Source organism: Oxalicibacterium sp. (assembly GCF_057353965.1).
This window is the reverse complement of record NZ_JBMQZD010000007.1, coordinates 311,168-323,930: the sequence shown is the minus strand read 5'-3', so window position 1 is coordinate 323,930 and position 12,763 is coordinate 311,168. Positions and strand designations below refer to the sequence as shown.

The 12,763-nt window shown below is 60.1% G+C and carries 15 protein-coding genes; 2 read left to right on the top strand and 13 right to left on the bottom strand.

Annotation, left to right across the window (positions count from 1 at the left end; all coding sequences use genetic code 11):
* Position 1 precedes the first annotated feature (1 nt).
* Complete coding sequence (locus ACO1VH_RS13300; RefSeq protein WP_486244953.1) at positions 2-553, top strand: hypothetical protein; 552 nt, start codon at positions 2-4, stop codon at positions 551-553.
* On the opposite strand, the gene ACO1VH_RS13295 is transcribed toward ACO1VH_RS13300, so the two are convergent.
* The 13 genes from ACO1VH_RS13295 to ACO1VH_RS13235 form a co-directional block, all read right to left on the bottom strand.
* Positions 528-1,157: a MarC family protein gene (locus ACO1VH_RS13295; protein WP_486244952.1), complete on the bottom strand. Its 630-nt coding sequence runs from the start codon at positions 1,155-1,157 to the stop codon at positions 528-530. The two genes, ACO1VH_RS13300 and ACO1VH_RS13295, sit on opposite strands and share 26 nt — an antisense overlap.
* Positions 1,158-1,218: 61 nt before the next feature.
* Positions 1,219-2,148 carry an ectoine hydroxylase gene (gene thpD / locus ACO1VH_RS13290; RefSeq protein ID WP_486244951.1) on the bottom strand — a complete coding sequence of 310 codons (930 nt, stop codon included), beginning with the start codon at positions 2,146-2,148 and terminating at the stop codon, positions 1,219-1,221.
* A 26-nt stretch (positions 2,149-2,174) separates the two neighbouring features.
* On the bottom strand, positions 2,175-2,585 hold the full coding sequence (locus ACO1VH_RS13285) for an ectoine synthase (protein WP_486244950.1): 411 nt from the start codon (positions 2,583-2,585) through the stop codon (positions 2,175-2,177).
* Positions 2,582-3,874, bottom strand: coding sequence for a diaminobutyrate--2-oxoglutarate transaminase (gene ectB / locus ACO1VH_RS13280; protein WP_486244949.1), 1,293 nt, complete (start codon positions 3,872-3,874; stop codon positions 2,582-2,584). The genes ACO1VH_RS13285 and ectB overlap by 4 nt, the downstream gene beginning before the upstream one ends.
* A gap of 39 nt (positions 3,875-3,913) precedes the next feature.
* A complete protein-coding gene (ectA, locus tag ACO1VH_RS13275) occupies positions 3,914-4,435 on the bottom strand; it encodes a diaminobutyrate acetyltransferase (protein ID WP_486244948.1) in 522 nt (173 codons plus the stop codon).
* A 74-nt stretch (positions 4,436-4,509) separates the two neighbouring features.
* On the bottom strand, positions 4,510-5,022 hold the full coding sequence (locus ACO1VH_RS13270) for a MarR family winged helix-turn-helix transcriptional regulator (protein ID WP_486244947.1): 513 nt from the start codon (positions 5,020-5,022) through the stop codon (positions 4,510-4,512).
* A gap of 197 nt (positions 5,023-5,219) precedes the next feature.
* A complete protein-coding gene (locus ACO1VH_RS13265) occupies positions 5,220-5,675 on the bottom strand; it encodes a GNAT family N-acetyltransferase (RefSeq protein WP_486244946.1) in 456 nt (151 codons plus the stop codon).
* Positions 5,672-6,097, bottom strand: a complete 426-nt coding sequence (locus tag ACO1VH_RS13260; protein WP_486244945.1) for a lysozyme inhibitor LprI family protein — start codon at positions 6,095-6,097, stop codon at positions 5,672-5,674. The genes ACO1VH_RS13265 and ACO1VH_RS13260 overlap by 4 nt, the downstream gene beginning before the upstream one ends.
* 66 nt (positions 6,098-6,163) lie before the next feature.
* Entirely contained in the window at positions 6,164-8,200 is a 2,037-nt protein-coding gene (locus ACO1VH_RS13255; protein WP_486244944.1) for a primosomal protein N', read from the bottom strand.
* A 4-nt stretch (positions 8,201-8,204) separates the two neighbouring features.
* Positions 8,205-8,540 (bottom strand): hypothetical protein, encoded by a 336-nt coding sequence (locus ACO1VH_RS13250; RefSeq protein WP_486244943.1) that lies wholly within the window; start codon positions 8,538-8,540, stop codon positions 8,205-8,207.
* A gap of 102 nt (positions 8,541-8,642) precedes the next feature.
* Positions 8,643-8,834, bottom strand: a complete 192-nt coding sequence (locus ACO1VH_RS13245) for a hypothetical protein (protein ID WP_486244942.1) — start codon at positions 8,832-8,834, stop codon at positions 8,643-8,645.
* A 520-nt stretch (positions 8,835-9,354) separates the two neighbouring features.
* The gene (hemE, locus tag ACO1VH_RS13240; protein WP_486244941.1) at positions 9,355-10,437 is read right to left on the bottom strand and encodes a uroporphyrinogen decarboxylase; all 1,083 of its coding nucleotides are present in this window, start codon (positions 10,435-10,437) and stop codon (positions 9,355-9,357) included.
* Between the two features lie 88 nt (positions 10,438-10,525).
* Positions 10,526-11,047, bottom strand: a complete 522-nt coding sequence (locus tag ACO1VH_RS13235) for a hypothetical protein (protein WP_486244940.1) — start codon at positions 11,045-11,047, stop codon at positions 10,526-10,528.
* Positions 11,048-11,137: 90 nt separating this feature from the next.
* Between ACO1VH_RS13235 and glpD the strand changes: the two genes are divergently transcribed.
* Complete coding sequence (gene glpD / locus ACO1VH_RS13230; RefSeq protein WP_486244939.1) at positions 11,138-12,634, top strand: glycerol-3-phosphate dehydrogenase; 1,497 nt, start codon at positions 11,138-11,140, stop codon at positions 12,632-12,634.
* Positions 12,635-12,763: the final 129 nt, after the last annotated feature.

Below are 12,763 nucleotides of genomic sequence, written 5' to 3'. Positions count from 1 at the left end.
CATGACGACCATCATCGCAGGACGTTTCGGGCAACAGGACGCCGTCCGGGACGCCATCGCAGCGCTGGCGCGTGCCGGCGCGCCGACGGGGCAGATCGCCTCGTTTTACGTCAACCCGCCCGGCCAGCACGACCTCTATCCGGTCGGCGGCGACCGCGACGAATCGCCCGGCGCCGAGCATAGCGACGCGGGCAGTGCAGCCGGCATCGGCGTCGGCGGCGCCATCGGTGGTGCGGTCGGCACCGCCACGGCGCCCGTGACCGGCCCGCTGGGCGCCATTACCGGTGCACTGGTCGGCGGCCACATCGGCTCGCTGGTCGGTTCGCTGTCGCGCACGCAAGAAGCGAACGAGGTGCCGCCGGTGCGGCAATCGGGCATGCTGGTCGCCGTCACGGCGACGTCGGATGAAGAGGCAAGGCAAGCGGCCGACACGCTGCGCGCAGCCGGCGCCTTTGATCTGGAACGTGCCGAAGGCCATATCGAAAACGGCGAATGGACCGATTTCGATCCCTTGTCCACGCCCGAGTTTATCGAGCCTGACCGCCCGACATGAAGCCGCTGCTGGCCAAACCGGTCAGGATCATGTCGATGGCGATGGTGCCGATCAGCAAGGCAGACATGCGGCCGACCAGATCGATGTAGCGATCGGTCATCGCCGCATGGCGCTTTTTCAGCTTGTCGTGCAGCACCTTCATCGCGATAAGGATGGATACGGTCAAGGCCAGCGTGCCGACGATCACTGCCGCCGCGCTCGGCAGCGGCAGCCGCGTGCCGATCACCACCGAGGCGCTGACGGTGCCCGGCCCGATCATGATCGGCATGGCGACGCTGCCGGCCATGGCGGCAGGATTGTCGCGCATGCTTTCGATCGCATAGGCACCCGAGAAAACATAGCGCAGGCCGATCAACAGGAAGACGATGCCGCCGAAGATCTGAAACGATGCGAAACGCACCTGCAGGTAATCACGGAAAAACGCTTCTCCGCCCCACGCAAACAGCGTGAAAACTGTCGCGCTGATGAGGCTGCCGCGAATCAGCACCGTCGTGAATACCCGCGTCGACAAACCCCGGATCAGATCGAGCAGGTAGATGCTCATCAGGAAGGGATTGAACAGTGCGAAGAACAATGCGAACGAGCGCAGATAAGTTTCTTCCATCACTTTTTCCTTCCCGCAAGAAAAAACCGGCGCCGCAGGCGCCGGTTGTCAGGACACGTGCTCAGGCTGTCACCAGCGGCGCATGCGTCAGCGGTTCGATTCCTTCGCGCGCGGCGACGAATTCCGGCCGCGGCGTCAGGCCGTTGCGTGGCGCCTCCAGCTGATTGTCGATGCTGTTGTAGACGAAGAACACATTGCTGCGCGGATACGGCGTGATGTTGCCGTTGGAACCATGCATCGTGTTGCAGTCGAAGAAGATCACCGAGCCGGCCTTGCCGGTGCAGGACTTGATGCCGCCCATGTCGGCCAGATAGCGCAGCAGGATTTCATCGGGCACACCAACTTCCTGCTTCTTCAGCGACTTCTTGTAGTTCTCGTCCGGCGTTTCCCCCATGCAGGATACATAGTGCTGGTGCGAACCGGGAATGAGCATCAACGGGCCGTTGGCTTCGCTGTTGTCGGTCAGCAGGATGGAACAACTCAATGCACGCATCGCCGGCATGCCGTCTTCGCTGTGCCAGGTTTCGAAATCCGAATGCCAGTAGAACTCCTTGCCGTTGAAGCCCGGCTTGTAGTTGATGCGCGACTGGTGAATGTAGACCTCGCTGCCCAGGATTTCGCGTGCCACGTTCAGCACGCGCGGATCGCGTACGAGATTGGCAAAGATATCGTTCAGACGATGCACGTTGAAGATCGAGCGCACTTCGCCGCTACCCGGCTCGGCAATTACTTCCGGCCGGCCGGCATGCGTGAATTCCTCGCGCATGTTCTGCATCGTGTCGAACAGGAAGGCGACTTCCTCCTTGTCGAACAGATCCGGCATCAGCAGGAAACCGTCGCGCAGATAGGCTTCGCGCTGCGCATCGTCGAGGAACACATGATGATGCGGCGTGCGCGGCAGGCGATCGTAGACCACAGGATCGTGCCGCGCGAGAATGGCGGCGCTCTGTTGCGTGCGGGTCGGGTAGGCATCTTGCGACAACATGATCATCTCCTTTCTCCTTGTCTGGTCATGATTCAGGCAGCCTGTTTCTTCATCTGCTCGGCCGTGGCGTAGACACCGTTTTCGTCGTGCACTTCGGTGCCGACCAGCGGCGGATTGAACGAGCAGATTAGATGCAGATCGCCTTCGGGATCGGCGCGCAGCATGTGGTTGTCGTGCTTGTTCAGCGCGTACAGCGTGCCGGGTTCGATCTTGAAGACCTCGCCGGTGTCGATCAGTTCGACCGAGCCGGTGCCTTGCACGCAATAGACGCCTTCCAGATGGTTCTGGTACCAGATGTGCGTTTCGGTGCCGGCGTAGATGACGGTGTGGTGCATCGAGAAACCCATGCCGTCTTCTGCCAGCAGCAGGCGGCGGCTGCACCAGGTTTTCGCTTGTACATCACGCGGCGTATTGAGGATGTCCTGCAGTCGACGAACGATCATGCTTCCACCGCCTTTCCTGCCACGGCGCGGCTGCGCGCTTCGCTGACGGCTTCGGCCACCGCCTGTTCGAGGATGTCCAGCCCTTTCAGCAGCGTTTCCTGCTCGATCGTCAGCGGCACCAGCAGCTTGACGACTTCGTCGCGGCCTCCCGAGGTTTCGATAATCAGGCCGTTCTGGAAGGCGATCGACGTAATGCGGTCAGCCAGCGCCGGATCGGCGCATGCCACGCCCTGCATCATGCCGCGGCCGCGGCGCGTGAGCTTGGCCTGCGGATAGCCAGTGACCAGCTTGTCGAGGAAGGTCTGGATCAGTTGCGCCTTCTTCTGGATCGCGGTCTGGAAGCGGTTGTCGCGCCAGTAGTGTTCCAGCGCCGCCGTCGCGGTGACGAAGGCGAGGTTGTTGCCGCGGAAGGTACCGTTGTGCTGACCCGGTTTCCAGACATCGAGCTCCGGCTTCATCAACAGCAAGGCCATCGGCAGGCCGAAGCCTGACAGTGATTTCGACAGCGTGACAATATCCGGACGAATGCCGGCCGGCTCGAAGCTGAAGAAGGTGCCGGTACGGCCGCAGCCGGCCTGGATATCGTCGACGATCATCAGGATGCCGTGGCGCTGGCACAGTTGCTCCAGGCGCTTCAACCAGTTCAGGCCGGCGACGTTCAGGCCGCCCTCGCCCTGCACGCATTCGACGATGACGGCAGCCGGCAGATCGACGCCACTGCTCGGATCGGCGATCAGCTTGTCCAGCATCGCGATGGTATCGACGTCCATGCCGTAGTAACCGGAGTACGGTGCACGGTGCACGTCGTTCAGCGCGGTGCCGGCGGCATCGCGGAACTTGCTGTTGCCGGTCAGTGCCAGCGCGCCCAGAGTGACGCCGTGGAAACCGTTGGTGAACGAGATCACACCGCGGCGGCCGGTCGCATTACGCGCCAGCTTGACCGCCGCTTCGACGGCGTTGGTACCGGTCGGGCCGGTGAACTGGAATTTGTACTGCAGGTTGCGCGGCTTCAGGATGCAATCCTCGAAAGTCTGCAGGAATTGCTTCTTCGCGCTGGTGGCCATGTCCAGGCCGTGCACGATGCCGTCTTCGGTCAGGTAATCAATGGCAGCCTTCTTCAGCTGCGGATTGTTGTGGCCGTAGTTCAGCGTGCCGGCGCCTGCCAGGAAGTCGATGTACTCGGTGCCGCTCTCATCGGTGAGTACGGCATTTTGCGCCTTCGTGAAAACGGTGGGGAACGATCGTATGTAACCGCGCACCTCGGATTCCAGTCGGTTGAATATACGCATGGTTTCTCCTTGTGTGGGTGGATGAAAGGTCGTGGCGTGTCAGCGACGCGGCCACGGACCGATTTGGTACAGCCATTCCTCTTCGTGTTCTCCGTCGCCGAAATCGGCGGCGGAGAACAGCAGGCTGCCGGTGATTTCCAGACCGTGGCGCGTGGCCAGACTGGTAAACAGCTTGCGCGAGGCAATGTTGCTGGGACTGATGGTGGCTTGCACGGTACGCAGCGGCCGTTCGGTGGCGCAACGCTCAATCAAACGATCGAGCATGCGCGACGCCAGGCGCTGGCCCTGCATTCCGGGCGCAACGGCGACCTGCCAGACGAACAGCACGTCGGGCTGCGCCGGAACGAAATAGGCGGTGACGGCGCCAACCAGCTTGCCGTCCAGTTCCGCGACGACACAGGTATCCGCGTGGTGCTCGCACAGCAGCAGATAGGCGTAGCGGGAGTTCAGATCGAGCGGTGGGCAGCGTGCGATCAGGTCATGCAATGCGGCGCCGTCGCTGCGCGCGGGTTTGCGCAGATCGGCATAGGTTGGCGCCGGCGATAGTACTCGTGCGGTCATGCTTTCTCCTTTTTTCGAGAAAAGCGATCCCCGCGACCTCGAAGGCCGCAGTTACACTCGTCAGCTAGGGGAAATCAGAGGTGCGGAGCGGGAACGGCGGGTACGCCGACTTCCGTTTCCTGCACAGGCACAGGTATCTTTGCTTCCAGCAGGGTTGCGAACTGTTCCAACGTGACCACCAGCGTCTGCCGTTCGGCTTCCGACAATGCACCCAGTGCGCTGCCGAATCCGTTCGGCAAGGCTGATGGAGCATTGGCCAGGACCGTCTGGCCGGCGGCTGTGACCGCAACGAAAACATTGCGGCGATCCTTGGTATCGCGTTCGCGATAGACCAGCCCTTTTTCTTCCAGTCGATCGACGATGCCGACCACGGTGCTGGGGCTGAGCTGAATCGCGCGCCCGATGGATTTCAGCGTGCTGGGGCCCAATTGGGCAATTGCCAGAAGTGCCACAAGTTGCGGCGACGTGATGTTGTGAGTGACTGCCAGGCGTTTCGAATGGTGCTCGACGCATTGTGCAATGCGACGGACGCTCTGCAGGATGCGAATCGAATCATTAACGGCAACAAGTTTGGCGATGTCATTCATGACCGCGAGTTTAGCGACATCCAACCATTCTGTCGCGTGCGTCACGACAACCTCACGTTTTCCTGTTTGTTTGATATCCCTGTTCGAATAACGAGGGATTATTTTAGGCAATTGATGAGTTCATGTCAAATCATTCGCATACGAATGATGCCATATCGAATCATATGCTTTTGCCAACACTTCGATATGCAAGGATGTCAGCGCAGCATGTCAATGTGCGGAATGCCGTCTTCCAGATACACATCGGAGATGCCGACAAACCCCAGTCCGGCGTAGAAATTCTGCAGATGTGCCTGTGCCGACAGGCGGATGGGCGCACCGGGGAATTCGTGCGCGATCCGGCGCAGCCCCTCTTCCATCAATTGTCGGCCCACACCTTGGCCGCGCGCATCCGCCGCCGTCAGCACGCGGCCGATCACCGCCTCTTCGCACAATGTTCCGGGCGCAAAACAGCGCAGGTAGGCGACCAGCTCGCGGGCCTTTCCCTGTATCCGCCAGCCGAGAAGATGCCCCGCCTGCGGATCGCGTCCGTCGATGTCCGGATACAGGCAGCGCTGTTCCAGCACGAACACCTGCTGGCGCGCAGCCAGCATCGCATGCACTGCCGCGCCGTCGAGCGCGTCGAAGCGCGCCCATTGCCAGTCGATCGTCATCGGCAGCCTTCGATACCGCAAGCCTGCTGTTGCAACTCCATCGTGCGCCGCATCGTATGGCGTTCCAGACAACCGTAGTATTGCAACGGCCAGATCGAGCCGGACGTTTCGCGCGGCCCCGCTTCGACCGCGCAATCCTTGTCGCGATATGAAATCCATGCACGTTGCGCGTCGCGCAGGCGATGCTGCGCCGCCACGTCCGGCTGCGCTTTCAGGTTGCGACTATAGGTGCGATTCAATGCCGCATCGGCCTTTTCGTAGCGCTGCTGCGCGCAGAGATTCATCGTCTGCTGGTTTTTGTCGCAATCCTGCGCGGCCAGTTGCTGCATCTGCTGCTGTGATTGTGTTTGCATATCGGCGGGCGTCTGCGCAGTCGCGATCACTGCGGTCGCGATGCCGATGACGCCGGTCATCATCCTCATGTGCATGCCTGCTCCTTTTTGCATCGTTTCCTTTCCATCCGCTCCGGTTTGCGCGTCAAATCCGCATCAGATATCGACCGGATCGACTTCCAGCGACCAGCGCACGCGTGTCCTGATTTCGCGCAATGCAGCGATCCAGTTTTTCAGAAATGCCTGCAACGCAGGCCGCGACGTGCATTCAACCAGCAACTGCGCGCGATCGACGTTGGCCACGCGCGTCATCGTCATCGGCACCGGATCGTTGAACGTGATGCCGGCATGCTCGACGCAGTCGGCCGCCTGGCGCAGAAAATCGAGCGCCGTCTGCAATTCCTTCGCTTCCGCCCGCAACAATGCCTGATAGATGAAGGGTGGAAAACTCGCCTGCTGGCGCTCTTCCAGCAGCAGGCCGGCGAAGCTGTCGTAATCGTGGCGCCGCAACGCATCGTACAGCGGATGCTGCGGATAGCGCGTCTGGATCAGCACTTCGCTGGCATTACCGCCCTCCTTCTGCGCGGCGCGGCCGGCACGACCGGCAACCTGCATCAGTTGCGCGAACAGCCGTTCTCCCGCGCGATAGTCGTGCGAGAAGAGCGCGGTATCGGGATTCAATACACCGACCAGCGTCAGATTACGGAAGTCATGTCCCTTGGCCACCATCTGCGTACCGATCAGGATGTCGACGTCGCCGCGATGGACGGCATCGAATGCCTGCTGCGCGCTGCCTTTGAGTCGCGTCGAATCGGCATCGATGCGCAGCACGCGCGCCGCCGGGAATAATTGCTGCAGCGTTTCCTCGATGCGCTGTGTGCCGCGCCCCAGCGGCTGCAGGTCGACGTTGCCGCAATCCGGGCAAGAACGCGGAATGCGTTGCTCCCAGCCGCAATGATGGCAGCGCAGCAGGCGATCGCGCTTGTGCAGCACGAGGAAGGCGCTGCAGCGTGCGCAATTGCTGATCCAGCCGCAGGCATCGCAAGCGATGACAGGTGCGTAACCGCGACGATTCAGGAACAGCAGCGACTGTTCGCCGCAATCGAGACGCCGCTTCAGCGCCGCGAGCAACGTTTCGCTCAAGCCGTCCGTGACCTGCTCACGCGGCGCGCGGCGCTCCAGATCGATCAGCCCGATCTTCGGCAGCACCGCATCCCGCACCGCGCGCTCGCGCAATTCCAGCTTGCGATAACGACCCGATTGTGTGTGATACCAAGTCTCCAGCGACGGCGTGGCCGAACCCAGCACGATGGGAATGTCCAGTTGATGCGCGCGCCAGACCGCCAGATCACGCGCCGAATAGCGCAATCCTTCCTGCTGCTTGTAGGAAGGATCGTGTTCCTCGTCGGCGATGATCAGCTTGAGCTGTGGCATCGATGCCAGAATCGCCAGCCGCGTACCCAACACGATGCGCGCCTGGCCGGTATGCGCGGCCAGCCAGTGCAGCAGGCGCTCGCCTTCGGCCAGGCCGCTATGCAGCGTGGCAACCGCCACGCCGGGGAAACGCGCGCGCACATTCGCTTCCAGTTGCGGCGTCAGGTTGATTTCCGGCACCAGGATCAGGATTTGCGCCGCATCGTCATCGGCCAGCAGGCGTGCGGCGGCCTGCAAGTAAACCTCGGTCTTGCCGCTGCCGGTCACGCCGTACAGCAGCACCGGCAGGAATCCCTGCGCGCCGGCAATCGCGTCGACCGCCGCTTGCTGTGCCGCATTCAGTACCGGCGGCGCGACGGGCGACGCATCATGGTTGGCCGCCTGCTTCGCCAGCTTCTTCAGCGCGCGATCCAGCGACACGGTCTTTTCCACCCGCAGGTTCTTCGGCAAGGCAGGCAATGCCACTTCGCCGAGCGGCCGCTGGTAATAGTCGGCGGCGAATTCGCACAGTGCAATCCAGCGCGGCGGCAAGGGTGCCAGTTGCGCGCGCACCGCAATCGCCTGCCGCAGCTTGTCGGCCGGGACCTCGCTGCTTTGCTCGATGCCGACGATCAGGCCAACCGCCTCGCGCCGGCCAAAAGGTACGAGGGCCAGCTGGCCGACCTGCGGCATGGCTTCGCCGTCCGTCGCTCTCCACAGATAGTCGAAGCGCTGGTCCAGCGGCGTATCGAGGACGACTTTCAGAATGCAGTGTTCCACGAACTTAAGGTGATGGTTGAAGAAGTGATCTAACTGCCCGATTCATAAGTGCTTTTTCCACTCTTCCACAAGCGCTGTGGATAACTTTGTGCATAACACCCTCTTGACAGCCGGAAAGTGCAATGCCGGCGCGGGTTTCAATAGAATGCCCAAAAGCCATGCAAATAAAATCTCTTTTAAAAACAATGACTTGAAAAACGCTATCGTGGCAACCAAAACCATTTGCCAAAAAATCGATGTTGCTTTGCAATATCCTTGTTCGTGTGAATAAGTTACTGCGGAAAGCGCATGGCGGAACCGATTTGCCGGCCGCATGGATTTTGCCGGTAAATCGCGGCATTTGCCGCATGCTTGCAAAAAGTTTCTCCTAATACATCATTTTTGCCACCGAGGCCGGATGATCTTTAAGCGTTTTTTCGGAAAGTCAGCTAAATACCGGTTTTCAAACTGTTTTTCCAGCTATCCACACACACTGTGGATAACTCTGTGGAGAAGTTGTCGGGATCGCCGCTTTCGCTAGGAAAATCGCGGCTTCCGTCTCGCTGCCTGTTTTGAATGCAAAAATAAATTCCTTTTGAATCAATGGCTTGAGAAAAAAGCTCCAATGGTGGTTAAGAAACAGGATGGCAATCATTCTCGTTACTGCCATGCACCGTTTTGTGAATAAGCTTCCTTAATTTGCATTGCAGATACACCATTAACCTCAAGAAATCTTTCCACACGGGGGATTACAGAAAAATTGCCGCCAAGACACACGTCGACAAACTTCAAGTGAATTATCAGCATGCGCGCTAAGCTCGCGATTCTTAAGTTCTTTTTCAACTATCCACAAAACATGTGGATAACTTTGTGGGTAACCCGCAAAAACGGTGCAAAGCCCTAGATTCCATGCGGGTTTCAATAAAATGCCAAAACAAAAAGCAGAAAAAATCCTTAATTAAATCAATCAGTTACAAAATGCGTGTTGTCAGAAAATTGGAGTGGCATGTAGGCATACATGCAAGGTCACACCATTTCACATTCTGTGCATAAGCGCAAAAGAAAGTGCAATGAAACGGGGCATGACAGGACATCGTACGCACTGTTTCAGCAAGGAAACCTGCCTCGATACCGGCCGCAGGCACCAAGTAAGTGCCTGCTCAATACAGGCAAGCTCAAGCGTGCAACGGGCGGCTCAGTTCATGAACGGCATCCACCAGCACGGAAACCGCTTCCGGCGGCGTGAACTGCGAAATGCCGTGGCCGAGGTTGAAGACGTGGCCGGAATCCTGGTTGTGCTTGCCGAAGGAATCCAGCACGCGCGCCACTTCGGCGCGGATCTGCTCCGGCTGGGCGAACAGGATGGCCGGGTCCAGATTGCCCTGCAAGGCAACACGGTCGCCGACCTTGGCACGGGCGGCACCCAGATTGACGGTCCAGTCCAGACCGACGGCATCGGTGCCGATGTCGGCGATCTGCTTCAGCCACAGGCCGCCGCCCTTGGTGAAGACGATGCTGGGAACCGGCACTCCATCTTTCTCGGTCTTCAGCCGGCGCACGACTTCGCGCATGTAGTGCAGCGAGAACGCCTGATAGGCGCCATCGGCCAGCGCACCACCCCAGGTATCGAAAATCATCACCGCTTGCGCGCCGGCATCGATCTGCGCGTTCAGATAGGAAGAAACGGCCACCGCGTTCGTCTGCAGGATGTGGTGCATCAGGTCGGGGCGGTTGTACAGCATCGCCTTGACCATGCGGAAATCGTCGGAGCCGCCGCCTTCGACCATGTAGCAAGCCAGCGTCCACGGGCTGCCGGAAAAACCGATCAGCGGCACGCGTCCGTTCAGTTCCTTGCGAATTTGCGTGACGGCATCGAACACGTATTGCAGCTCGCCCGCTTCCGGCGCCTTCAATGCCTGCACTTCCTTTTCATCGCGCAACGGCCGCTCGAATTTCGGCCCTTCGCCTTCGATGAAATACAGGCCCAGGCCCATCGCATCCGGTACGGTCAGGATGTCCGAAAACAGAATTGCCGCATCAAGATCGTAGCGATCCAGCGGCTGCAACGTCACTTCGGTGGCGAAATCGGGATTCTTCGCCAGACCGAGAAAGGAGCCGGCGCGCGCGCGCGTGGCGCGATATTCCGGCATGTAGCGGCCCGCCTGACGCATCAGCCATAGCGGCGTGTAATCGGTCGGCTGGCGCAACAGCGCACGCAAGAAAGTATCGTTCTTGAGCGGGGCGAATTGTGTGGGCATCAGGCTGAACGGTCGCAGAAAAATGGGTACTCATTATCGCTTAAAGAGAAAACATGCCAAGCGATATTCGCGCAGAGGAGTCCCACCGCTACTTCCCGTCTGACGAACTGCGTGCGCTCCCGGAAATCTTGCGCGTGTGTTCTTCGTCCGCCAGCGTGCGGATGTATCGCGCGAAATCCTCGTCTTCTCCGCTGAGCAGGTGGGGAAGCTGGTAATAGAAATCGTCCCGGCGGCACCATTCGCGCATGAAGTCGTCCCATGAATGCCAGCGCCGCAGAGGCAGGCCGCGCATGTCCGGTTCATACGACACGATGTAGGCGCGCTCGAACAATGCGATCAGCATCTCGAAGATGATCAGCTTGCGTTCCTTCTGCTCGTCCGTCAGATCCATCCGCGAGACGACGCTGCGCAACTGCAGATCGGGATTGTCCAGCACGATTTTCAGAAAATCGTTGTAGGCATTCTGCAGCAGTTGATACGCCTCTTCCTCTTCCGAATCCCTCTCCTTGCGCTGTTCGAAGAGGAACAGAAAAATGGCGAACGGCAGCGCAAAGACCGTGACGACGAAGCTGGCGGTTTCCCAGAACGACGGATCGAATAGAAAGAACATGGCGGCCGCGAAGAAAGGTGGATGGAGACAGTGTACCCCTTCATATTCTGCGCGCTTACAATATCCGAAAGAACTCCGGACAGGCTTCCGATGCAACAGCAACTGCAGTGCGACCTTCTCATCGTGGGTGGCGGCATCAACGGCGCCGGCATCGCGCGCGATGCAGCGGGGCGCGGTCTTTCCGTCGTGCTGTGCGAGAAGGACGACCTCGCATCGCATACGTCATCCGCCTCCACCAAGCTGATCCACGGCGGCCTTCGCTATCTCGAACAGTACGATTTCGGCCTGGTGCGCAAGGCGCTGATCGAACGCGAAATCCTGCTGCGCAGCGCGCCGCACATCATGCGTCCACTGCGCTTCGTGATGCCGCACGACGCGGGGCAGCGCCCTGCCTGGATGATCCGCGCCGGCATGTTCCTCTACGATCATCTCGCCAGGCGCGAACTGCTGCCCGGCTCACAAACGCTGGACCTGCGCACGCATGCAGCCGGCACGCCGCTGAAGAAAATCTTCACGAAAGGTTTTGCCTATTCCGACGGCTGGGTCGACGATGCGCGGCTCGTCGTGCTGAATGCGCTCGACGCCGCCGAACACGGCGCAACGATCCTGACGCGCACACGTTGCGATACCGTCACGCGGCATGCCGATCGCTGGCAGGCCGTATTGCGCAGGGATGACGGCAGCGCCATCGACGTGCAGGCGCGCGCACTGGTCAACGCAACTGGCCCGTGGGCCGCCAGCTTCCTGCATGATACGGTGCACGGCCGCGCCGGCCGCAAGCTGCGGCTGATCAAGGGCAGCCACATCGTCGTGCGCAAACTGTTCGATCATTCGTTTGCCTACATCTTCCAGCATCCGGACGGCCGGATCGTGTTCGCGATTCCATACGAACAGAATTACACGCTGATCGGCACCACCGACATCGATTACCACGGCGATGCCGACCAGGTCGTCATCGACGTGGAAGAAATCGATTATCTGTGCGCGCTCGCCAACCGCTACTTCGCCCAACCCGTTTCTGCTGATGATGTCATCTGGTCATACTCCGGCGTGCGTCCGCTGGTCGAAGACACCGATGACGACGACAACGAGCGCGCTTCCGACGTTACGCGCGACTACAAGCTTGCGCTGGATACGGACGCCGCACCGTTGCTGACGGTCTTCGGCGGCAAGATCACCACCTTCCGCAAGCTGGCCGAGGAAGCCGTCGACATGCTCGCGCCTCTGCTCGACAATCGTCACGGCGCATGGACGGCGCAAGCCTGTCTGCCCGGCGGCGACATTTTCGGCAGCACGCCAAGCAAGCGTGCAGTCAGGCAATTCGACGTCTTCGTGCGCGACATGCAGCAACACTACGCATGGCTGCCACCCGCACTGGTCGCGCGTTATGCGCACGCCTACGGCACGCGCATCGATCGTCTGATCGGCGAACGCAGCAACCTGGCGGAAATGGGAGAAGAGGTCGCGCCCGGCCTGTTTGCCGCCGAGATCGATTACTTGCGGCAGCACGAATGGGCGACGCACGACGAAGATATCCTGTGGCGGCGCTCCAAGCTGGGCCTGCATCTGCGCGCAGGCAAGATGTAAGCAGCGGAAAAACCGGCGCGCCATTGCGGCATCCTGGCAAACCCGGTAAAAATCGGGTGCACGCCGGTCCGCCGCATTAGCGGTCTGGAGCCAACGCGCACGGCATCGAGCCATTTCTCCGTGCAGGTC

Coding starts and splice junctions, on each gene's coding strand:
- ACO1VH_RS13265 (WP_486244946.1), bottom strand. CDS start 5,675: ATGACGATCGACTGGCAATGGGCGCGCTTCGACGCGCTCGACGGCGCG.
- ACO1VH_RS13250 (WP_486244943.1), bottom strand. CDS start 8,540: ATGCCGCGATTTACCGGCAAAATCCATGCGGCCGGCAAATCGGTTCCG.
- ACO1VH_RS13295 (WP_486244952.1), bottom strand. CDS start 1,157: ATGGAAGAAACTTATCTGCGCTCGTTCGCATTGTTCTTCGCACTGTTC.
- ACO1VH_RS13260 (WP_486244945.1), bottom strand. CDS start 6,097: ATGAGGATGATGACCGGCGTCATCGGCATCGCGACCGCAGTGATCGCG.
- ectA (WP_486244948.1), bottom strand. CDS start 4,435: ATGACCGCACGAGTACTATCGCCGGCGCCAACCTATGCCGATCTGCGC.
- ACO1VH_RS13270 (WP_486244947.1), bottom strand. CDS start 5,022: ATGAATGACATCGCCAAACTTGTTGCCGTTAATGATTCGATTCGCATC.
- ectB (WP_486244949.1), bottom strand. CDS start 3,874: ATGCGTATATTCAACCGACTGGAATCCGAGGTGCGCGGTTACATACGA.
- hemE (WP_486244941.1), bottom strand. CDS start 10,437: ATGCCCACACAATTCGCCCCGCTCAAGAACGATACTTTCTTGCGTGCG.
- thpD (WP_486244951.1), bottom strand. CDS start 2,148: ATGATCATGTTGTCGCAAGATGCCTACCCGACCCGCACGCAACAGAGC.
- ACO1VH_RS13300 (WP_486244953.1), top strand. CDS start 2: ATGACGACCATCATCGCAGGACGTTTCGGGCAACAGGACGCCGTCCGG.
- glpD (WP_486244939.1), top strand. CDS start 11,138: ATGCAACAGCAACTGCAGTGCGACCTTCTCATCGTGGGTGGCGGCATC.
- ACO1VH_RS13285 (WP_486244950.1), bottom strand. CDS start 2,585: ATGATCGTTCGTCGACTGCAGGACATCCTCAATACGCCGCGTGATGTA.
- ACO1VH_RS13245 (WP_486244942.1), bottom strand. CDS start 8,834: ATGATTGCCATCCTGTTTCTTAACCACCATTGGAGCTTTTTTCTCAAG.
- ACO1VH_RS13235 (WP_486244940.1), bottom strand. CDS start 11,047: ATGTTCTTTCTATTCGATCCGTCGTTCTGGGAAACCGCCAGCTTCGTC.